At 43.5% G+C, this 19,322-nt stretch carries 18 protein-coding genes; 12 read left to right on the top strand and 6 right to left on the bottom strand.

All coding sequences use genetic code 11. The features are described from left to right. The first annotated feature begins 32 nt into the window (after positions 1 to 32). Positions 33 to 314, top strand: a complete 282-nt coding sequence (locus KFK88_RS06960; protein ID WP_223578086.1) for a hypothetical protein — start codon at positions 33 to 35, stop codon at positions 312 to 314. Continuing rightward, positions 311 to 3,316 carry an immune inhibitor A domain-containing protein gene (locus KFK88_RS06955; RefSeq protein WP_223578084.1) on the top strand — a complete coding sequence of 1,002 codons (3,006 nt, stop codon included), beginning with the start codon at positions 311 to 313 and terminating at the stop codon, positions 3,314 to 3,316. The genes KFK88_RS06960 and KFK88_RS06955 overlap by 4 nt, the downstream gene beginning before the upstream one ends. Positions 3,317 to 3,382: 66 nt before the next feature. Here KFK88_RS06955 and KFK88_RS06950 read toward each other — a convergent pair whose 3' ends face one another. The 3 genes from KFK88_RS06950 to ccsA are packed head-to-tail and all read right to left on the bottom strand — an operon-like array spanning position 3,383 to position 7,976. Next, positions 3,383 to 5,869 carry an efflux RND transporter permease subunit gene (locus tag KFK88_RS06950; protein ID WP_223578082.1) on the bottom strand — a complete coding sequence of 829 codons (2,487 nt, stop codon included), beginning with the start codon at positions 5,867 to 5,869 and terminating at the stop codon, positions 3,383 to 3,385. 8 nt (positions 5,870 to 5,877) lie between these two features. Then, entirely contained in the window at positions 5,878 to 7,161 is a 1,284-nt protein-coding gene (locus KFK88_RS06945) for an HlyC/CorC family transporter (RefSeq protein WP_223578080.1), read from the bottom strand. Between the two features lie 20 nt (positions 7,162 to 7,181). Beyond that, positions 7,182 to 7,976, bottom strand: coding sequence for a cytochrome c biogenesis protein CcsA (gene ccsA, locus KFK88_RS06940; RefSeq protein WP_223578078.1), 795 nt, complete (start codon positions 7,974 to 7,976; stop codon positions 7,182 to 7,184). A 283-nt stretch (positions 7,977 to 8,259) separates the two neighbouring features. Between ccsA and ffh the strand changes: the two genes are divergently transcribed. After that, the gene (gene ffh / locus KFK88_RS06935; protein WP_223578076.1) at positions 8,260 to 9,660 is read left to right on the top strand and encodes a signal recognition particle protein; all 1,401 of its coding nucleotides are present in this window, start codon (positions 8,260 to 8,262) and stop codon (positions 9,658 to 9,660) included. Positions 9,661 to 9,725: 65 nt separating this feature from the next. Continuing rightward, positions 9,726 to 10,124, top strand: coding sequence for a hypothetical protein (locus KFK88_RS06930; protein WP_223578074.1), 399 nt, complete (start codon positions 9,726 to 9,728; stop codon positions 10,122 to 10,124). 68 nt (positions 10,125 to 10,192) lie between these two features. On the opposite strand, the gene KFK88_RS06925 is transcribed toward KFK88_RS06930, so the two are convergent. Further along, on the bottom strand, positions 10,193 to 10,864 hold the full coding sequence (locus KFK88_RS06925; protein WP_223578072.1) for an SEL1-like repeat protein: 672 nt from the start codon (positions 10,862 to 10,864) through the stop codon (positions 10,193 to 10,195). A gap of 344 nt (positions 10,865 to 11,208) precedes the next feature. On the opposite strand from KFK88_RS06925, the gene rpsP reads away from it, so the two are divergent. The 6 genes from rpsP (at position 11,209) to KFK88_RS06895 (ending at position 15,453) form a co-directional block, all read left to right on the top strand. After that, the gene (gene rpsP, locus KFK88_RS06920) at positions 11,209 to 11,454 is read left to right on the top strand and encodes a 30S ribosomal protein S16 (RefSeq protein WP_223578071.1); all 246 of its coding nucleotides are present in this window, start codon (positions 11,209 to 11,211) and stop codon (positions 11,452 to 11,454) included. A 28-nt stretch (positions 11,455 to 11,482) separates the two neighbouring features. After that, complete coding sequence (gene rimM, locus KFK88_RS06915; RefSeq protein WP_223578070.1) at positions 11,483 to 11,998, top strand: ribosome maturation factor RimM; 516 nt, start codon at positions 11,483 to 11,485, stop codon at positions 11,996 to 11,998. A 19-nt stretch (positions 11,999 to 12,017) separates the two neighbouring features. Next, a complete protein-coding gene (gene trmD / locus KFK88_RS06910; RefSeq protein ID WP_223578809.1) occupies positions 12,018 to 12,794 on the top strand; it encodes a tRNA (guanosine(37)-N1)-methyltransferase TrmD in 777 nt (258 codons plus the stop codon). 55 nt (positions 12,795 to 12,849) lie between these two features. Beyond that, the gene (gene rplS, locus KFK88_RS06905) at positions 12,850 to 13,206 is read left to right on the top strand and encodes a 50S ribosomal protein L19 (RefSeq protein ID WP_223578069.1); all 357 of its coding nucleotides are present in this window, start codon (positions 12,850 to 12,852) and stop codon (positions 13,204 to 13,206) included. 186 nt (positions 13,207 to 13,392) lie between these two features. Then, positions 13,393 to 14,274, top strand: coding sequence for a site-specific tyrosine recombinase XerD (xerD, locus tag KFK88_RS06900; protein WP_317851550.1), 882 nt, complete (start codon positions 13,393 to 13,395; stop codon positions 14,272 to 14,274). A 129-nt stretch (positions 14,275 to 14,403) separates the two neighbouring features. Continuing rightward, positions 14,404 to 15,453: a thioredoxin fold domain-containing protein gene (locus KFK88_RS06895; protein WP_223578067.1), complete on the top strand. Its 1,050-nt coding sequence runs from the start codon at positions 14,404 to 14,406 to the stop codon at positions 15,451 to 15,453. A 25-nt stretch (positions 15,454 to 15,478) separates the two neighbouring features. Here the strand turns inward: KFK88_RS06895 and KFK88_RS06890 are convergent, their stop codons facing one another. Further along, positions 15,479 to 15,847, bottom strand: a complete 369-nt coding sequence (locus tag KFK88_RS06890; protein ID WP_223578066.1) for an Mth938-like domain-containing protein — start codon at positions 15,845 to 15,847, stop codon at positions 15,479 to 15,481. A gap of 77 nt (positions 15,848 to 15,924) precedes the next feature. On the opposite strand from KFK88_RS06890, the gene recJ reads away from it, so the two are divergent. After that, positions 15,925 to 17,637: a single-stranded-DNA-specific exonuclease RecJ gene (gene recJ / locus KFK88_RS06885; RefSeq protein WP_223578065.1), complete on the top strand. Its 1,713-nt coding sequence runs from the start codon at positions 15,925 to 15,927 to the stop codon at positions 17,635 to 17,637. A gap of 21 nt (positions 17,638 to 17,658) precedes the next feature. On the opposite strand, the gene KFK88_RS06880 is transcribed toward recJ, so the two are convergent. Beyond that, the gene (locus KFK88_RS06880; RefSeq protein ID WP_223578063.1) at positions 17,659 to 18,078 is read right to left on the bottom strand and encodes a hypothetical protein; all 420 of its coding nucleotides are present in this window, start codon (positions 18,076 to 18,078) and stop codon (positions 17,659 to 17,661) included. A gap of 288 nt (positions 18,079 to 18,366) precedes the next feature. Between KFK88_RS06880 and KFK88_RS06875 the strand changes: the two genes are divergently transcribed. Further along, positions 18,367 to 19,161 (top strand): mechanosensitive ion channel family protein, encoded by a 795-nt coding sequence (locus tag KFK88_RS06875; protein ID WP_345252438.1) that lies wholly within the window; start codon positions 18,367 to 18,369, stop codon positions 19,159 to 19,161. The last annotated feature ends 161 nt before the right edge of the window (positions 19,162 to 19,322 follow it).

Genomic DNA, 19,322 nt, shown 5'->3' with positions numbered 1-19,322 from the left:
TACTCGACTAATAAAAAAACTACCCTGATCTAATGACCAACAAATACTTACCGTTCATTGGCCTGATGCTCCTGGCTTCATGCGCGAACAAAGGCACAGAACCTACTAACGATAGCGTTACCAATGACCCCATCCAGCCTGTTTGTAGTGCTCCTCCAGCACCACAAAACATTTGGAAACTTGAGCCTATGTTAAAAGAAAAAGGGCTCATTACTGAGGACATGACCCATTCTGAAAAAGAGCAGGTCATTCGTGACTATATTAATAAGAAAAATGCTACTTATATTAATTGTGTAAAAGGAACTAAGAAATGAAGATAAAGCTTCTTGCTGGCTTGTTGGCTGCAGCAATAATACCCAGTGTAAATGCAGCTGCACTGGAAAGTGGTGCTCAAGTAAGCCCAAAAGATCCTGCGCTTGTTAACCATGAGCGGATCATTTATTGGCTAGAAAAGCGTGGAGAGCTTGATGCTAACGCTACAGACTCGCAGCGCGAGGCGGCCTTAGCGACTTATTTAAAAGGCGTCCGCTCCAACAATGTAGCGTTACCCAAAATTGAACAAGCTCGCCTGCAACGTCAGCAAACTTCGTATCTTAAAGGGGAGAGCAAAAGCCATAAGCGTACTGATGAAAAAACAGTTAAAGTCCTTGCGGTATTGATTGATTTCCCAGATTTAAAGCATAATGCGCATGGTTTAACTTCAGGTGATACGGATATGTACTACAGCTCTTATCCTGTGTCCCACTATCAAGATTTAATGTTCTCTACCACGGGCTTTACAGGGCCGAGTGGTCAAAACTTCACATCTGGTTATCAGTATTATCAAAATGAGTCGGGCGGCACTTTTAATTTCACAGGTCAAACTTTTGGCTGGGTCACAGCAGATAATAATGCAAAGCATTATGGGCAAAACGATCCGGACAGCAATGATAACGATAAAAATGTACCTGCTTTAATTAAAGAGGCTGTGACTAAAGCTGTCGCCGCGAATAGTATTAATCTTGCAGATTATGACATTGAAGACCCTTATGACCTAGATGGTGATGGTAATGTCGATGAAGCGGACGGAATGATCGATCACGTTATGGTTTATCATTCGAGCATCGGCGAGGAAGCCGGCGGTGGTAATTTAGGTGAGGATGCTATTTGGTCGCATCGTTTCTTTGTTGACACCAACACAAATGGTTATACCATTCCAGGCACAGGGAAGAAGCTGTTTGGCTATACTATTCAATCCATCGATGCCGCCACAGGTGTTGTCGTTCATGAATTTGGTCATGACTTAGGTGTACCTGATGAATATGACATTGCTGGCTCTGCAGTGGGCTCACCAGTGGGATACTGGTCAGTGATGGCTGGCGGTAGTTGGGCAGGTGAGGTTGCTGGTACTCAGCCAACAGGCTTCAGTCCTTACGCTCGTGCCTATTTCCAGTCTGTCTATGGCGGCGATTGGATAGATGAGCAAACCGTTGATTTTAAAGCGATGGCAACAGGCTCACAAAATTTTGATTTAGTTGAAGCTGTAAATCATAACGGCTTAAACCAAATCAGAATTGATATGCCTAAGCCGTTAGTCGACTTTGCGCCACCATACTCTGGCTCATATCAGTATTACTCAGACGAAGGACATTATCTAAACAACGCCCTATCTTTTGATGTCAATATTCCGGCATCTGGCAACAGTGTATTGAGCATGAAGGCCCGATGGGATATTGAAGTTGACTATGATTATGCGCAGGTACTTGTTAACGGAAACCCTATCGCAGGTAACCACACAAAAGTAAATAACCAATACCATAGTGGCGTCACTCACTTCATTACTGGAGAATCAAAAACTATTTCTGGTGCTGAAGGAGCATTAGGGTGGCTAGATTTAACGTTTGATTTATCAGCATATGCGGGTCAGTCGGTGACAGTAGAGATTAAGTACGTTACTGACCCTGCTGTTGGTGGTTACGGTCTCGTCATTGATGATTTGGTTCTGAATAATGGTTCCGATATCTTTACCGATGGCGCTGAAACTGAAGGCAGTTTGACTTTAAATGGCTTCCTCAGAGTGAGCGATAAAACTGATGGTAAAGCACAACATTACTGGGTCCAATTACGCAGTGAGAATGGTCAAGATGAAGGTTTGAAAAGGACTGTTTACACCCCAGGCGTATTAGTTTGGTTTGCCGATGAAGCATACTCTGATAACAAAGTTGAAGAGCATCCTGGACATGGCTTCTTGGGTGTAGTTGATGCTGATCAGAACCCAATAAAACGTAATGGCTCGATAGCAAGCTCTAGCTTACAGGTGATAGACGCGGCCTTTGGTTTGTATAACCAAAAAAGCTACAGTGGAGACTCACATTTATCATCAACGGCAACATTTGATGATAGTTTAGATTACTCTCTACCACAGCAGCCAGAGTCAGGCTTAGTATTACCAACTCACGGTCTATCAATCGAGGTTACTGCGCAGGCTACTAATAGCAGTACCGCTACGGTTAAAATTTCGAAGGCGACGCCTGCCTTAACAGCTGATTTTGGATTTGATATCGACTACAAGCAAGTAGCGTTTAGCAATAACACTAAAGGTGGTGATGCTAATTATACGTATGCATGGGACTTTGGTGATGGTTCTGCTGTTTCGGTTGACGCAAATCCAACGCACACTTACGCTCAAAGCGGTGTTTACACGGTCACTCTAACCGTTACTGACGGCGAAGCGACAGTCGACAGCAAGTCGAAGTCAGTCAGTATTGCTGATGAGTTACAGGCCGAGATTGTGTCTTCAGTCAATGGTGCAAAAGTTTCAGTATCAGGTAATGCTGTTGGTGGTTCACCTGACTATACCTACTCTTGGGATTTTGGTGATGGCGCGACCAGTAGTAACCGTTCAGGAGAGCATACCTATGCCCTGACTGGCGAATATACGATTACCCTAAGTGTTACCAGCAGTGATAAACAAGCAGTTGAAGTGTCTAAAGTTGTTCAAGTCGTCGCTGCGCTTAATGCTTCGATGAACACTTCAGCGAATGGATTAAAAGTTAACTTCACGTCTAATGTTGGTGGTGGTGATGGGAACTATAGCTACTCATGGAACTTTGGCGATGGCTCCAGTGCTACAGGCGCTAACCCAAGCCATACATATGCTTCAGCGGGTAGTTACGATGTTGCCTTTACTGTCGCAGACAGCACTGGTGTTGAAGTAACGGTGAACAAAACCATCTCTGTTGCAGAGAAGTCCTCAGGCGGCGGCGGTGGTGGTAGCGGCAATATCTTATTGCTGATGCTGCTTGCTGCAGGCTTAGTACTTCGTCGTAAAAGCTAACTCAAAACAATAGCAACAAAAAAGCCGCGATTATCGCGGCTTTTTTGTACTTAACATAATGGGTTACTATTTTTTTGCTTTCAGAGGTTTCATTGTTATAAGCATCAAAGGTAATAAGGTTAAATTCAAGAACAGAGCCACTGCCATCGCTAATCCTGTTAACAGACCAAAGTAAATCGAAGGAATAAACTCAGACAAGGCTAAGATTGCAAAACCAAAAATTACGGTCACGCCGGTGTAGTAAATAGCTTTACCAATACTGCCATGACAACGCTTCATGGTTTCTAAGTAGTTATGATCCTTCTGGAACTCGGCCCTAAAGCGATGCACATAGTGAATTGAGTTATCAACCGCGATTCCTATGACAATGGCAGCAATGGTGATTGTCATCATATCCATCGGTACACCCATCCAACCCATAATCCCTAGAACTAGTGCCGCAGACAGTGCATTAGGAATGGTCGCGAGTATAGCCAACACCACAGAGCGAAAAAGGACAATAAACATTAACAAAATGGCTAGGTATACGGCACCGATAGTCTTGATTTGTGAGTCAAACAAGCTCTCAAGCATATTGTTGTAGAGAACAAGCATCCCCGTGAAGTGGACTCTATCCTGAGAAATACCGGCTTCTTCAACAATGTAATCGTTGATATTGTTGATCAGTTCGGCACGCTTAAGGTCATGGTTTGTCTCTTGAACACGAATATTGATACGGATTTGACTGCCGTCTTCGGATAAGTACGGGTCCATTAGCACTGAGCGGACTTCTTCAGGAGTTTTTTGATGGACTAGGCTTAAAGTCAGCTCGTCAGGGTATTCCCCACCATTCATCTTCTCAAGTACTTTCGAGTATGTCGCAATAGATTGAACTTTTCCTGTAACATCTAGACCATCAATGTAGTCATGGATTTGCTCAACCTGATTAAGTTTAGCTCCAGTGAACCAGTAACCTGCATCATAAATGCCACTATCAAAGTCGTCGCCAAATTCATCTTCAAACTCATCATCAGCAACCAACGAACTTTCTTCACCCTTGTCTATTACGATATCTAACGGTGTGGTGCCCCCAAGCTTTTGATCGATGACAGTCATACCTTGGTAGATCTCAGTGCTGGGTTTAAAATAATCAATGAATCGGTTCTCAACTTTTAGTTGAGTAATCCCGTAAGCACTAAAGGCAATAATTGCGACTGTGGCAACGAAAATTACAGCTTTAAAATTCACCGTAAAATTATAAATCCAGTGCGTAATTTTATAAGTAATACTGGTTCCACTGGTATGTGTATCCTGCTTCAGCAACTGAATAAAGCTAGGGAATATCACAAAAGTGACAACAAAGCCTAGCACGATACCTATCGTCATAATCCAGCCAAAATCGATTACAGGTCTGATGCCGCTAATCAGTAATGATATAAAGGCTACTACGGTTGTAAGCGCAGTATAAAAGCATGGCCAGAACATGGTTTTTAAAGTGGTAGATACTCTCAGTTCTTGGCTTGATTCAGGCGCTGAAGAAATAAAATCGCGGTAATACACAGCGAGATGGACATTCAGCGCCAAGATTACAATCAGTAGAATCGAAGGGAAGTTAGAAGAGATGACGGTTATGCGCCAATCTAAAAAGCTTAATAACCCTGCCAACATGACAACGGTAACAATGCATGAGAACAGTGGCAGTACGACCCAACGAGCTTTGCCAAAGAATACAAATAATGCCAGCATGATGAATAACATGATGCCGATACCAAAAACTGTAATGTCGTGTTGGATAAAGGTCAGCATGTCATTTGTGATCATGGAAATACCGCCAAGATGCATCGTGGCTATGCCGCGGTAGTCCTCCATGATGGTTCTTACTTCAGCAATAATGTTACTGGTGCGATCGGAAACTTTTTTGCTGTAGCTATCAAAGTCTGCTTCAAGGCGTTCGAGTTTAGCTTGCTCTTCTGCAGAGAGTTCTTTCTTGGTTGCCCGAGCACGTAGTTCATCTCTTGCGCTCAGCAGAGAAAAATATTCTTCGTCACGTTCAAAGTTTATTTGAACAGCGCTGGTTGTACCGTCTTCACCAACCAGTAAGTTTTTATAGATCGGACTCGACGTGAACTCTTGTAAGGCTTCTTCTCGGTTGATATCAGGACTTTCTAAGGTAGGGATTTCGTCACCAAGAGCGTCGGTGTCAAGAGTTAAGCCTTCGAGTAGCGGGACATTTAAAATGCTGTTAATGCCGGAAACAGTTTGAACCTTGTTAAGTTCAGAGGTTAATGATTTGAGCCCTTCAATCGATTCATCACTCATCAGCCCCTTGTTGGGCTGCCACGTGATGATCAAGAAATCATCAGAGCCATACTTTTCATTAACCTGCCGGTAGTATTCAAGTGATTGGTCGTTCTCAAGTACTAATGACTCGCCAGATGCATCGAGTCTAAACTTGTAGAGCTGGCTTGCCGCTAACACTGTCAACAATATAACAACGACAAGGCTCGCTAAAGGGTGGTCGAGAATGATTTTTTTATAAAGCTTAAAGAAAATACTTTCTTTCTGTTGGGTCATTATCAGTCCTAGTCCTGGTCATCGTTAGGTGGTGCGTATAAATGCGGCATCGCACGTACGCTCTTAACGATGTTATCTTTTATTTGCAAAATTTCCATTGGGTAACCATAAAGCCGTAAACAGGTTCCCGACTGTGGGATAGTTTCTAAGTATTCTGTAATTAATCCGTTGAGAGTTTTAGGGCCTTCGGTAGGAAGTTCCCATTCCAGTGTTTTATTGAGGTCGCGAACGGTAACCGTGGCGTCTATCAAATAGGCGTTGTCACCATCCTTTTGGATGTCACGATTAATACTAGACATTTCAGTAGTAAAGTCACCCACGATTTCTTCTAGAATATCGTCTAAGGTCACCAATCCTTCAATATCACCGTACTCATCGACGACAAGGCCAATCCGATCACGTTTCCGCTGGAACTTCATCAGTTGCGTATGTAGAGGCGTACCTTCTGGCACATAATAAATCGGATCCAAGTGATCCAATATCCCCTCCGGCGAGTTCGACTCCATTTCGAGAACTCGACCAAAATTTCTGGCATGTAAAAAACCCTCAACGCTATCGATTTCGCCGCGAAACACGAGTAGACGTGTGTGAATGCTGTTTCGGATCTGCTCAAGGATATAGTCCATATCATCATTTAAGTCGATACCAATGATTTCGTTTCTCGGTACCATAATGTCATCAACAGTGACCGTTTCAAGATCCAGAATGCTCAGCAACATTTTTTGGTGACGACGGGGAATCATTGTTCCAGCTTCATTAACGACGGTTCGCAGCTCTTCCTGACTTAAGTGATCGTCAGTGTCTGAGCTTGAGTTAACGCCGAACAGCTTTAATAAACCGTTGGCTAAAAAACTAATGAGCTTAATTGCGGGGTGGAAAATTGTGGAAAGAACTTTCAGCGTTGGAGCCGCGAAAAAGGAGATTTTCTCAGGATTTAAGGCTGCTAATGTCTTTGGCGTCACTTCTGCAAAAATCAAAATCACAACAGTGAGCATTAATGTCGCAGCAAAAATACCGCCTTCGCCCCAAAATCGAATCGCAATCACAGTTGCAATAGCAGAGGCAAGAATATTGACAATATTATTGCCTAGCAAAATAAGACCTAATAATTTATCGGGACGCTTTAGCATGTCGTAAACTCGTTTGGCACTTTTATCACCACTTCGTGCGCGGTGCTTTAAGCGGTAACGGTTGAGCGACATCATGCCTGTTTCTGAGCTAGAGAAAAAAGCTGAAAGTAGTATTAATAAGCCCAGTATTAAGAATAAGGTTCCCGTTGACAGCTGTTCCAAAAATTAACTCCGTATTGTTCTTATAAAATGTACTGGATAACCAGTTTAGTGCCAATGAAGCCTATACTTAAAATAACAAAAGCGATGATGCAGAATCTCGCGAATCGAATACCGCTTAATTTAGAGCTCTTATAACCGATGTAAAATGTACAGAAGCTGAACCAAGCTAATAAAGATAAAATGATTTTATGAAGTGGTTGGGCTTTGATGACTGATTCAGGCAAGCCAAAGCCAAGACCGAAAGCCACTCCGAGGCTAATGATCCCCGACAACACTAACGTTGATAAAAAACGCTCCATTTCCAGTAGCGGTGGCAAAAGAGGGTGGATACTCGATGGTTTATGACGCAGTTTACCATGGAGAACTAATACGAGAGCGCTCTGCAGACTGGCTGCTAGTAGCAGGCTAAAGCCGATAATTGAAAGCCATACATGCAGTATGCCTAGGCCGTTATTACTGAAGTTCACAATATTGGGCTCTTCAGGAATGATGGATAGCCAGTTAATAACCCCAGCTATAATAGCCGTGTACAGCATCAGGTGTGGTGTTTGTTTGCTAAAGCGGTAAACGGCGACCAAAAGCACTAAAATCAGAGTGATCAGTGAAATCAAATTTAACAGTGATAAGTTTTGACCTGAATCACTGCTTTTATCAATTAGTAGATAAACTGTAAATAGGTGCAGTGTCGCAGGAATAAGCGGTAACCATTTGCCCCACTCAGGAACCTGTTGTTTAGGGTTTTTGATTCGACGCACCAAAAACAGCGCTAGGCCGAGATAGGCGAGTCCAGTTAAAATTTGAAAAATCAGTGTCACGTTATTGTAAATAGTTCTCAGTCAATTCTAATGGCTATTTTAGAGGAAAACCACGCGTTAACAAGCGGAACATAGTGGGGAAGGGTTAAAATGGTGTGACAAAGCCAGTTTGTGGAGCTTGGTCTTGCTCACTAGCCTTTGATATCGTGCATTTCTGGGTTGATTAAGTATAATTGGACCATATTTTTATACATAATCGAATTTGACGTTAGCTTTAAGTAACTAGCCTAAGACTATTATAATAATTTGAGCTAACTGAAATCATACGAGTGAGTTATAGCGAATGTTTGATAATTTAAGTGATCGCCTCTCTGGAGCCCTTAAAAGTTTAGCGGGCAAAGGCAAAATCAGCGAAGACAACATCAAGGAAACTTTGCGTGAAGTGCGCATGGCGTTACTTGAGGCCGACGTGGCGTTACCTGTTGTTAAAGAGTTTATTGGCGCAGTCAAAGAGCGTGCAGTAGGTACTGAGGTCGGTAAAGCCCTCGATCCTGGACAGGCGTTTATTAAAGTCGTTAACGACGAGCTTGTTAAGGCGATGGGTGCGGAGAATGATGCACTAGAATTAGGCGCTAAACCGCCGGTTGTGATTTTATTAGCGGGTTTGCAGGGTGCAGGTAAAACCACCAGTGCTGGTAAATTATCGCACTTATTGATTAATCGTGAGAAAAAATCGGTGATGGTGGCGAGTGCTGACGTTTATCGACCAGCTGCGATTAAACAGCTTGAAACCGTTGCTGGTGAAGTCGGCGCGACTTTCTTCCCGAGTACAACAGAGCAAAAGCCTGTCGATATTGCGAAAGACGCAATTGAAGAAGCCCGCAAGCAATTTATGGACGTCATCATCATTGATACCGCGGGTCGACTGGCGGTTGACGAAGCGATGATGGCTGAAATTAGTGAATTACAACAAGCGGTGTCGCCGACAGAAACATTGTTTGTTGTCGACTCTATGACGGGTCAGGATGCTGCGAATACCGCGAAAGCTTTCAATGATGCTTTAGACTTAACCGGTGTTATCTTAACCAAAGCCGATGGTGATGCGCGTGGTGGTGCGGCGTTATCGATTCGTCAGATTACTGGGAAGCCTATTAAGTTTATCGGTATGGGCGAAAAGCTGGATCAATTAGAACCATTCCACCCAGAGCGTGTTGCTTCTCGAATTTTGGGCATGGGCGATGTATTAAGCCTTATCGAGGAAGTTGAGCGTAAGGTCGATAAGAAAAAAGCTGAGAAAGTCGCCAAAAAAATCATGAAAGGGAAGGGTTTTGACCTTCATGATTTCCGTGAACAACTATTACAGATGTCGAATATGGGCGGTATGGCTGGTTTAATGGATAAATTGCCGGGTATGGGCCAAATCCCAGAAGCGGCAAAACAAAAAGTGATGAACGATAAGTCGACTGGCCGTATGGTTGCGATGATCAATTCAATGACACCGAAAGAGCGTGCGAGACCAGAGCTTATCAAAGGCTCGCGTAAAAAGCGTATTGCTAACGGTTCAGGTACGCAAATTCAAGATGTTAACCGTCTTTTAAAGCAGTTCAATCAGATGCAAAAGATGATGAAAAAGATGAAAGGCAAGGGTGGCATGATGAAAATGATGCGTGGAATGCAGGGTATGATGCCGCCTGGTGGCGGAGGCGGTGGAATGGGAGGTATGCCTCCTTTTGGCCGAAAATAGGTTGTACTTAGATGCATATTCGTTAGAATCGGGCGACTTGAACTTATCATTTTTTGGAGAATTCTATGAAATTACTTGGATTATTAGCTGGTAGTGCATTATTGGCTATGTCTGTTACTGCTCAAGCTGAAGAAACAGCAGCAACTGATAACGCAAAAGCGCAGCAAGCTGCTGGTATGGAAGCGATGATGATGCAGATGATGAAGCAACAAATGCAGAAGGCTTGCCAAGATAAAGAAATGTTGTCGTGTATGGAAGTGACTCAAGCTGAATGTAGCGAAATGATGGATGGTGTTCTGAACAAATGTATGGCACCAAACTTCAGCAAACTAATGGCTGCACAAGGTATGAGCCAAGAAGAGCGCGATGCATTGAATGCTGAAATGGAAAACTGTGCTAATGGTGTTTCACAAGAACACGGCATTGATCCTGAAAAAGCTAAGAGCTGCTCTCCAAAGCAATAAAGCAATCTAACTGATTGAATTTAAAGCGGTTAAGGCTAAGCCTTAGCCGCTTTTTTATAAGTAAGCCCCTACTCATTTTCATCGGAAATTGTGACGTTACCAGTCCTTTCTTCGAGCTCAGTCACATAGTCTTTCAACAGGTTGAAATCATGCTTCATCCTTTTCAAATTTTCAGGCTGAATCTTTGCAACAAACTCAAGGCAAGACTCTAATGCAGACTTTGTTAGCGTCATTGGATCACAAGAAACCCTGATACGACGGCAAGCTGTGACGTTACCCCTAAGGCGGCTTCCAGTGCATTTTGGCATTTCATTTCTTAGGTGACGTAAGTAACGCTTTGCTACAGCCATATTACTGTATTTACTGTAAATATCTGATGAAACGCTTAAGACTTCATCTTCATTTGGGTCTGTAATGAGGTTAGACACTTTTTCAAAATGCGCTTTCAGCACCCCGTTATTGCCTTCTTTAGCGACTTTAGCCCATGCGTACGCCTTTGGTACATTGGGCTCACCAACTAGCCCCTGGAGTTCGATGACGGACAAAATGTACTGAGCGTATTTATCCCCAGCGCTAGCAAGGTCAAGGTAGATGGCTTGAGCTTCGGAATATTGGCCTTCATTAAAATACTTGGCTGCTTGAGCAATATCTTGGTCTTTGATGAGATAAGGAGTACTTTGCTTAGCTGTAACGGCCATAGAGGCCACTAAGAATACAATCATCACTAATGGTTTAATCATTATTGTCCTTAATTTTCTACGTTCTAAGGAATTAAGACGGATTAACAGCAAAATCCGTGTCAAATAAAAACAAAGTTTTTAAAACAAAGAGTTAGAGCTAAGTGGCCGAGTGGAATCAGGCGTTTTTTATACTCATCTGTCCCTGTTATAATAGCATGACTTTGCTTTATAGCATTATCGGGCTTACAAGTAGCCTGTAATATACGGATTTATTAGTAAAAACCGTTTCCAAATGGGTGCGATTTCATGTAAAATTCGCGCTCTTAAAAATTTGTAAGCCTCGGAAGCGCCTTATGAAGGGGGCTTTGGGGTGTTTTGTATTTAATATTAGAGGATTTAAACGTATGGTTAGCATCCGTTTAGCACGTGGTGGTTCTAAAAAGCGTCCTTTTTACCACTTAGTAGTTGCTGATATTCGCGCACGTCGCGATGGTCGTTTCATTGAGCGCGTTGGTTTCTTTAACCCTGTTGCTCGTGGTAACGAAGAGCGTCTACGTGTGGACACTGATCGTGTTCAACACTGGATCGGTGAAGGCGCACAAATGACTGGCCGCGTTGCAGCGCTAGTTAAAGAAGCTGCGGCTGAGTAAGTTACTGAATAGTTAAGAATTACTATTAATGTCTGAAGCTTTTGAGCCACTTATTGTTGGCAAGTTAAATGGGGCTTACGGCATCAAGGGCTGGGTGAAAGTGTACTCTTTTACATCGCCTAAAGAGAACATTCTTAACTACAAACCGTGGTATTTGAAACAAAACGGTCAATGGCAGGAAGTTACTGTCTTGAGCGGTCGCGAGCAAGGAAAGACCTTGGTCGCTCAGCTTGAGGGTTGCGACGATCGGAATTTGGCTGAAAGTTACCACGGGGTTGAAATTGCGATTTCAAAATCGCAGCTGCCGAGTCTGGGCGATGGTGAGTTTTACTGGCGAGATCTGATTGGATTAAACGTCGTAAATCAAGCTGGTGAACAGTTGGGGCAGATTAAAAAACTGATGGAAACTGGTGCTAATGATGTGTTGGTGGTGAAGCAGCCCAAAGGTGGCGAACTACTAATTCCATATGTACCAGAGTATAGCGTTATTAACGTAGACTTGAATGCGGGCGAAATGCTCGTTGATTGGGAGTCTGACTATTAGCACTGATGTAAAAGCGTTGATGAACATCCAAGTCATCAGCCTTTTCCCGCAAATGTTCGATACGATTTGCGAACAAGGTGTTGTTGGTCGTGCGGTGAAACAAGGTAAGGTCCATGTTGGGGTGACTAACCCAAGAGACTTTACTCAAGACAAGCACCGTACCGTTGATGATAGGCCTTATGGCGGTGGACCTGGCATGTTGATGATGACGGCTCCATTAACAGAAGCTATTCGTTATGCTGAAAGTGTTATGGCTATTGATGCCGATACTGCAAGTGAAGAGTCACAGCCTGTATATAAGGTGTACTTATCACCGCAAGGTAAAACACTAAACCATCAGCTAGTAAAAGAATTAGCACAAAAGCAAAACCTGCTTTTAGTTGCTGGCCGCTACGAAGGGATTGATGAGCGTGTGATTGAGTCTGAAATAGACTTAGAAATATCGCTCGGAGATTTTGTTTTAAGCGGTGGGGAAATTGCAGCTATGGCTGTAATGGACTCGGTTGTAAGAACCTTGCCGGGAGTGTTGGGCCACCAAGATTCTGCAGAGCAAGATTCGTTTGCGGACGGTTTATTGGATCATCCGCACTATACAAGACCTGAGGTTTACGAGGGTCGACAGGTCCCGCCCATATTGCTAACTGGCGACCACGAACGTATTCGTCGCTGGAGGCTGAAGCAATCTCTGGGGAGAACCTGGCTAAGACGCAAGGATTTGTTAGAGCACGTCGAACTTAACGATGAGCAACAACAACTCTTGCAAGAATTTATTGAAGAGAACGGTTTAAAGCCATAACTCTTCTTATCGATTAATTTTGACAGAGCAAACGCTCAAATGAGGAGCAACAGCCATGAGTAACATCATCCAACAGCTAGAAGCTGAACAAATGAATAAAGAAGTGCCAGAATTTGGCGCTGGTGACACTGTAATTGTCCAAGTTAAAGTAAAAGAAGGCGATCGTGAGCGTCTACAGGCGTTTGAAGGCGTTGTTATCGCCAAGCGTAACCGCGGCTTAAACTCTGCTTTTACTGTTCGTAAAATTTCTTCTGGTGTTGGCGTTGAGCGTACATTCCAAACTTACAGCCCACTAGTTGATAGCATTAACATCAAGCGTCGTGGTGATGTTCGTAAAGCGAAAATCTACTACTTGCGTGAGCGTAGCGGTAAGTCTGCTCGTATTAAAGAAAGACTTGACGTTAAAAAGTAAGCGTTACTTTTATAACGTGATAAAAAAGCAGCCTTTGGGCTGCTTTTTTTGTGGTCAAAACAAAAGTGAGGGCGTAATCCTACTTTTGTTTGAGCAGGGCATAAGGTAATCTTAACTCAATATCATTACCGGTAGTGAACCTTGGTTGATAAGCGTCGAAAGAAAAGTAAAGCCACAGAACAAGATATTCAAGAGATTGAACTGTTTTGTGATCACATATGGATGGAGCAACGCTTATCGGATGCCACTTTATCCAGTTATCGAACAGATCTAAAACTATTTGCATCTTGGCTCAAGGAGCAAGGTCAGAGACTATTGTCGGTGGGTGAAGGGGATATTCAATCCTATTTAGCATGTCGCTTTCAGCAGCAATACAGCGGGCGTTCGACCGCTCGCTTACTATCATCGCTACGTAAATTTTATGGTTATCTGTGTCAGCAACATCGGCTAAAAGTCGATCCGACTCAGCAGATCGAGAACCCAAAAATACAACCTCCAGTTCCAAAGTCATTAAGTGAAAAAGACGTTGAGGCGTTGATCGAGCAACCTGATTTAGAGACTGCTTTGGGGTTACGGGATAGAGCCATGCTTGAGTTGTTATACAGCAGTGGTTTACGTATAACCGAGCTAATAAGTATTGAAGTGAACCAAATCGGGTTTGTGCAGGGGGTGATGCGGGTTATTGGCAAAGGGGATAAAGAACGTTTAGTGCCAATTGGTGAGGAAGCTTTGGCATCGGTTCAGCAATACCTAAAGCATGGTCGGGCCGAACTGGCTGGAAGCGATCCTAATGATTGGTTATTTTTGAGCACAAGAGGTTCTAGAATGACGCGACAAACATTTTGGTATCGTATCAAGCATTACGCGAAAACGGCTGGCATTAGGACACACTTGTCGCCCCATACCTTACGTCATGCCTTTGCTACTCATCTTTTAAACCATGGGGCCGATCTGAGGACGTTGCAAATGTTGCTGGGTCATAGTGACTTGTCGACAACCCAGATCTATACTTATGTTGCTCGAGAACGCTTAAAACAGATGCATTCTGAGCATCATCCACGTGGTTAAACCCATGTAAAGCTTTGTAAATCAACTAACTTGTGCCCATAAAACTTGGCTAGAATGATTTGGCGAGCAGTGGGAGCATATTCTTTAACTGCAAGTTTTCTGGAAACAAATTAAAGATGACAGGACATTATGATGAATAGTAAAAGCTTGGCTTTGTTCAGTTTGTTAAGTCTAGCGCTGGGAGTTACTGCGTGTGATAACGCTGCAAGTGATAATACTACCGACGAGAAGGTTCAGAAGATTAGCAATAAAGCTTCTGAAGAAGGAGCATTAAAGCCCTCTAGCAAAGTTTCTAAAGACGCTACTGAATCAGAAAAGACCAGTGCTAAAATCGAAAGCGCTAATCAGGAAACTGAAACAGTAGCTCAAGTAAAGCCTGTCAAAGAAACATCCAATCAAGCGCCAAGGGAAGAGAACGCTGGAGCATCTAAGCGTACAGATGTTAGAACTAAACCCCTACAGGATGTCACTGTTTTGGATAGTCAACAAATCTCGGATTTACTGAGAAACAAATTTCCATCGGCTAACATTCAGCACATAGCTCCTTCTGAAATTGATGGTTTGTATTCTTTTGTGCTTCAGGGAGACCTTTATTATATTTCTAACAATGGTAAATATCTGATTAAAGGTCAGGTGTTAGATATCTCTACACCAAAAGTTCGTAATTTATCATCGGAGCGTATGGCTGAGATTCAAAAGAAAGAGTCACCGATGAGAATGAAGGAAATCAATAGTCTTGATGAAAGCGACATGGTGGTATTTAAAGCCCCTAACGAGAAACATGTGATTACCATTTTCACTGATGTGGATTGTGGCTTCTGCCAAAAAATGCACCGTGAGCGTCAAAACTACTTAGACTTAGGCATTACACTTCGCTATTTAGCGTTCCCGCGAGCTGGGCTAGACTCGAAGTCAGCTGCAAAGTTAGAGGGTATTTGGTGTGCGGCCGACCAACAGACGGCCATGACTGAAGCGAAAATCCAAAATAAGTATCGCACAGGCAATTGCCAAACACCTTTTAAAGAGCATATGGCGCTAGTGCGCAAGTTTGGTCTCAATGGCACGCCGGGAATTATTCTAGAGAATGGAGACCTTATTGGTGGCTACTTGCCAGCTGAAGTTTTGAATCGTCGACTAACTGAACTTTCTTCAGAGCAAGAGAAAGTCGCCAACAGATAGAATGTAACTTCAGTAGTAGTGCCTACTAGGGGTATAAAATAGCTAAAACCCGTCGACCTTCGCTTGCTAGCACAGTGAAGGTTCGGCAGGCTGCCCCGGTCGACATTACTTCAAGTGGCGCTTTCATCATTTGCGCCTCCTCTAACAGTTCCCAGGAAAGTTGCTCAAGTTGGGGGCCTGTTCCTAACAACACGGCTTCATACTTTTCAATTTCGAGCATCTTTAAAGTATCAACGCTCATTTCATCAACGCTACTTGGCAGGTTTTCTTGAGATAGAGAGTTCAGGCTAACAACCAACGGTTTTGTGTACTCAGTATTGTTAACCTTAACCACGCCACTTGAATAGGAGCGGATAAGGTAGTCACCAGAGTTTTGATCGAGCGAAATATCCATACAAGAAACAACTTTGCACCAAAAGACTATTTGCAGTATAACGTTGAGCAACGAAAAGTGTAACCTCCCTGATTTATATGCCACTAAATATTCGCCGCCGAACTTCGGCCATTAAGCACGATCTGACGGATTCGAGTCTACTCAACCGAGTCTACTCCAACCGTGGAGTGGAAGGTGCTGAAGAGCTTGATTATCGTTTGTCAGCATTGGAGCCATATCACTCTCTCAAAGGTATTGATCAAGCAGTTGAACTGTTATGGCAGAGCTTAAGCGGCAATGAAAAGGTTTTGATCGTAGGCGATTTCGATGCTGACGGAGCGACCAGTAGCGCTCTAACGAAGCTGGTGTTGGAGCGACTGGGCATGCAGGTGGATTATCTAGTGCCTAATCGTTTTGAATACGGTTATGGCTTGTCTCCGGAGCTGGTTGAGGTCGCGAAAGACATGGCGCCCGATCTCATTATTACGGTAGATAATGGCATCTCAAGTATCGCCGGTGTCAAAGCCGCGAAAGATGCTGGCATAAAAGTATTGGTGACTGATCATCATTTGGCAGGGGACGAGTTACCAGCGGCTGATGCTATTGTGAACCCAAATCAACCGGGCGATACCTTTCCGAGTAAAAACTTGGCGGGTGTCGGGGTAGTGTTTTATGTTCTGTTAGCTTTCCGCGCTTTTCTTCGTGATAAGCATTGGTTTGAGAGCTCAAAAATTGAAGAGCTTAACCTTGCACGCTACCTTGATATCGTGGCTTTAGGAACTGTCGCTGATGTGGTGCCATTGGATAAGAACAACCGAATTTTAGTGCATTATGGTTTAAAGCTAATCAAAGCCATGAAGTGCCGCCCGGGGATTATTGAATTGCTTCGGATAGCGAAGCGCGATCCTGTAAAAATCAAGTCAACTGATTTGGGTTTTGCCGTAGGGCCAAGGCTAAACGCTGCTGGTCGCCTAGACGATATGGGGCTTGGAATTGAGTGTCTGCTGGCCGATGATAGCGGTAAAGCGGCTGAATTAGCTCAAATTCTTCATAGTCTGAATTCCGATAGGCAGCAAGTCGAGCAGGAAATGCAGGATGAGGCTTTGGCGCAGATCGAGTCAATGCCGTTGGAGAATATTGAGGGCGCTACGTCGTTATGTTTGTATGAGCCGCATTGGCACCAAGGGGTGGTCGGTTTGGTGGCTTCGCGTCTCAAAGATAAGACCTACCGACCGTGCATAGTATTTGCGAATGCTGATGATGATTTTATTAAAGGCTCTGGTAGATCAGTAAAAGAAGTACACATCCGTGATGCACTTGCGCTGGTGGATGCCAAGCACCCAGGTTTAATTGATAAGTTTGGTGGCCACGCTATGGCTGCGGGTTTGTCATTGCACAAAGATAACTTTGATGATTTTCAGCTCGCTTTCGAGCAAGCGGTTAGGCAAGTCCTCGGCGAAACTATTATGGAAGATGTCGTTGAAACCGATGGCTCCTTACTCCCTGAAGAGTATCAGCTATCAAGTGCCGAGTTACTAGTAGCCGCGGGCCCATTCGGACAAGGTTTTGCTGAACCTAGTTTTGACGATGAGTTCAATGTGCTTAATAAGCGAATTGTCGGCGAAAAACACCTAAAACTAACGTTGGAAAAAGAAGGGTGTGCAACACCGATTCCTGCGATTGCATTCAACGTTGATCCAGTGTTGTGGTCACAACCAATATCCCGCATTAAAGCAGTATTTAGGCCTGATATTAACGATTACTATCAAGCTGAGTTACAACTTATCATCAGTCATCTTGAGGCGCTTTAACGTATAACATTAACTCAAGGGTTATGACTGTTGCTCCTCGCGATCGGGTATTGCTGAGTTGCAGGCATCAGGATCGCCGCTCCAGTTGGTTTGAGTAACGATGCCTTGCTCGTTATAACCAACTTGAACAGTGCAATACACATCTTTTTTACCGCCAAAAAGAGTTGTTCCAATACTGCCGAAGAAGTTACCACCGAAACCGCCGACACCGATATTAAAAGAAGGACGGTTCTTTATTTCTCGAGTATTCCATTTGGCGTACTGCTTTCCATTAATTTCACGGTCTGCGCTTGGGACTCCCCATGTTTGGATGACCGTATCGATGTTGCTACCTTGCCAAGCTGATAATTTGGTATCAACTTCAGCAGGTTTGATACTGGCACAGCCTGTGGTTAATAGAGCTGCCAAGCTAGAAATGGTGAGAATCTTCAATGAAGTCATGAGCACTCCTTAAAATCCTGTGGATGAAATGTAATCAATCCTGCTAACAAACTAACAGATTAGACGTGTTTTGTCGTTAAAATTTGTAAAAGTAACTTCTTGATTTTAATCATACGCTTGTTACTCTGGGAACCAGTTAATAGAATACTCGCGTGATACATTTATCAACTACGGGGAACCATTATGTCTACGAATAAAGCGGCTGATGCTGCGAAAGAGTCAGCGGCACAGGCGGCTGACAGTTTCGGTATTAGCACAGACCAAATCTCTGGCTGGGCGGACTTGGCGATGGAGTATGCCATGATTTATTTGCCAAAGCTGGCGGTAGCTCTTGTGATTTTAATCGTTGGTTTGATCTTAATTAAGATCTTACTAGGGGCTATGAAAAAGTTATTTAAAGTCAAAAACTTTGATACCACGCTTGAGAACTTCTTGTTAAGTTTCACTGGGATTTTGTTGAAAGTGATTTTGGGTATCACGGTTATTAGCACTATGGGTGTTCAGATGACCACCTTTGTTGCCTTGTTAGGTGCTGCAGGTTTGGCTATCGGTATGGCGTTATCTGGAACACTGCAAAACTTTGCTGGCGGTGTCATGTTATTGATTTTCCGCCATTATAAAGTTGGTGACTGGGTTGAGATGCAAGGTTATTCGGGCACAGTAAAAGAAATCCAGATCTTTAATACAATTTTGAAAACACCTGATAATAAAACGATTATTATTCCAAACTCACCAATTTCTACTGATTCTTTAGTGAACTACAGTACAGAACCGAAGCGTCGCGTCGACTTCACTTTAGGCATTGGTTATGAAGATGACATTGACGCAGCGAAAAAGGTCATTCTTGACGTTATCTCAGCTGATGAGCGAGTCCACAAAGACCCTGCGCCATTTATTGCTGTGGCAGAGTTAGCGGATAGCTCGGTTAACTTCACATTGCGTGTGTGGGTTGATAGCGGTGATTACTGGGGTGTTTACTGGGACAACCTAGAAGCATTCAAGAAAGCTTTGGATGCGAATGGTATTTCGATCCCATTCCCTCAGCGAGACGTTCACTTACATCAGGTAGAACAGTCGTCGTAAGATATTGTTCTGTAAGCTACTGACAAAAAAGGCGCTTCCGCGCCTTTTTTGCATTTAGGAAGTATTTCCTGACTTTTTCTGGCAAAACAGGTGATTCCAGTGTTTATAATCTGTACAATTAGCGCCCGTTTTGGTTGTGCGTTTTTAGTGGTACACAATCA

It is taken from the genome of Kangiella taiwanensis, assembly GCF_020005165.1.
GTDB classification, from domain to species: domain Bacteria; phylum Pseudomonadota; class Gammaproteobacteria; order Enterobacterales; family Kangiellaceae; genus Kangiella; species Kangiella taiwanensis.
Note: the sequence above shows the minus strand (reverse complement) of the source record. Positions and strands in the feature narration are given on the sequence as shown.

What these genes read in the sequence shown, in the direction of transcription:
- KFK88_RS06950 (WP_223578082.1), bottom strand. Translation starts at nt 5,869, where the DNA reads ATGACCCAACAGAAAGAAAGTATTTTCTTTAAGCTTTATAAAAAAATC.
- KFK88_RS06895 (WP_223578067.1), top strand. Translation starts at nt 14,404, where the DNA reads ATGATGAATAGTAAAAGCTTGGCTTTGTTCAGTTTGTTAAGTCTAGCG.
- KFK88_RS06880 (WP_223578063.1), bottom strand. Translation starts at nt 18,078, where the DNA reads ATGACTTCATTGAAGATTCTCACCATTTCTAGCTTGGCAGCTCTATTA.
- KFK88_RS06955 (WP_223578084.1), top strand. Translation starts at nt 311, where the DNA reads ATGAAGATAAAGCTTCTTGCTGGCTTGTTGGCTGCAGCAATAATACCC.
- trmD (WP_223578809.1), top strand. Translation starts at nt 12,018, where the DNA reads ATGAACATCCAAGTCATCAGCCTTTTCCCGCAAATGTTCGATACGATT.
- KFK88_RS06930 (WP_223578074.1), top strand. Translation starts at nt 9,726, where the DNA reads ATGAAATTACTTGGATTATTAGCTGGTAGTGCATTATTGGCTATGTCT.
- rpsP (WP_223578071.1), top strand. Translation starts at nt 11,209, where the DNA reads ATGGTTAGCATCCGTTTAGCACGTGGTGGTTCTAAAAAGCGTCCTTTT.
- ffh (WP_223578076.1), top strand. Translation starts at nt 8,260, where the DNA reads ATGTTTGATAATTTAAGTGATCGCCTCTCTGGAGCCCTTAAAAGTTTA.
- rimM (WP_223578070.1), top strand. Translation starts at nt 11,483, where the DNA reads ATGTCTGAAGCTTTTGAGCCACTTATTGTTGGCAAGTTAAATGGGGCT.
- KFK88_RS06960 (WP_223578086.1), top strand. Translation starts at nt 33, where the DNA reads ATGACCAACAAATACTTACCGTTCATTGGCCTGATGCTCCTGGCTTCA.
- KFK88_RS06925 (WP_223578072.1), bottom strand. Translation starts at nt 10,864, where the DNA reads ATGATTAAACCATTAGTGATGATTGTATTCTTAGTGGCCTCTATGGCC.
- recJ (WP_223578065.1), top strand. Translation starts at nt 15,925, where the DNA reads ATGCCACTAAATATTCGCCGCCGAACTTCGGCCATTAAGCACGATCTG.
- KFK88_RS06875 (WP_345252438.1), top strand. Translation starts at nt 18,367, where the DNA reads ATGGAGTATGCCATGATTTATTTGCCAAAGCTGGCGGTAGCTCTTGTG.
- rplS (WP_223578069.1), top strand. Translation starts at nt 12,850, where the DNA reads ATGAGTAACATCATCCAACAGCTAGAAGCTGAACAAATGAATAAAGAA.
- KFK88_RS06890 (WP_223578066.1), bottom strand. Translation starts at nt 15,847, where the DNA reads ATGGATATTTCGCTCGATCAAAACTCTGGTGACTACCTTATCCGCTCC.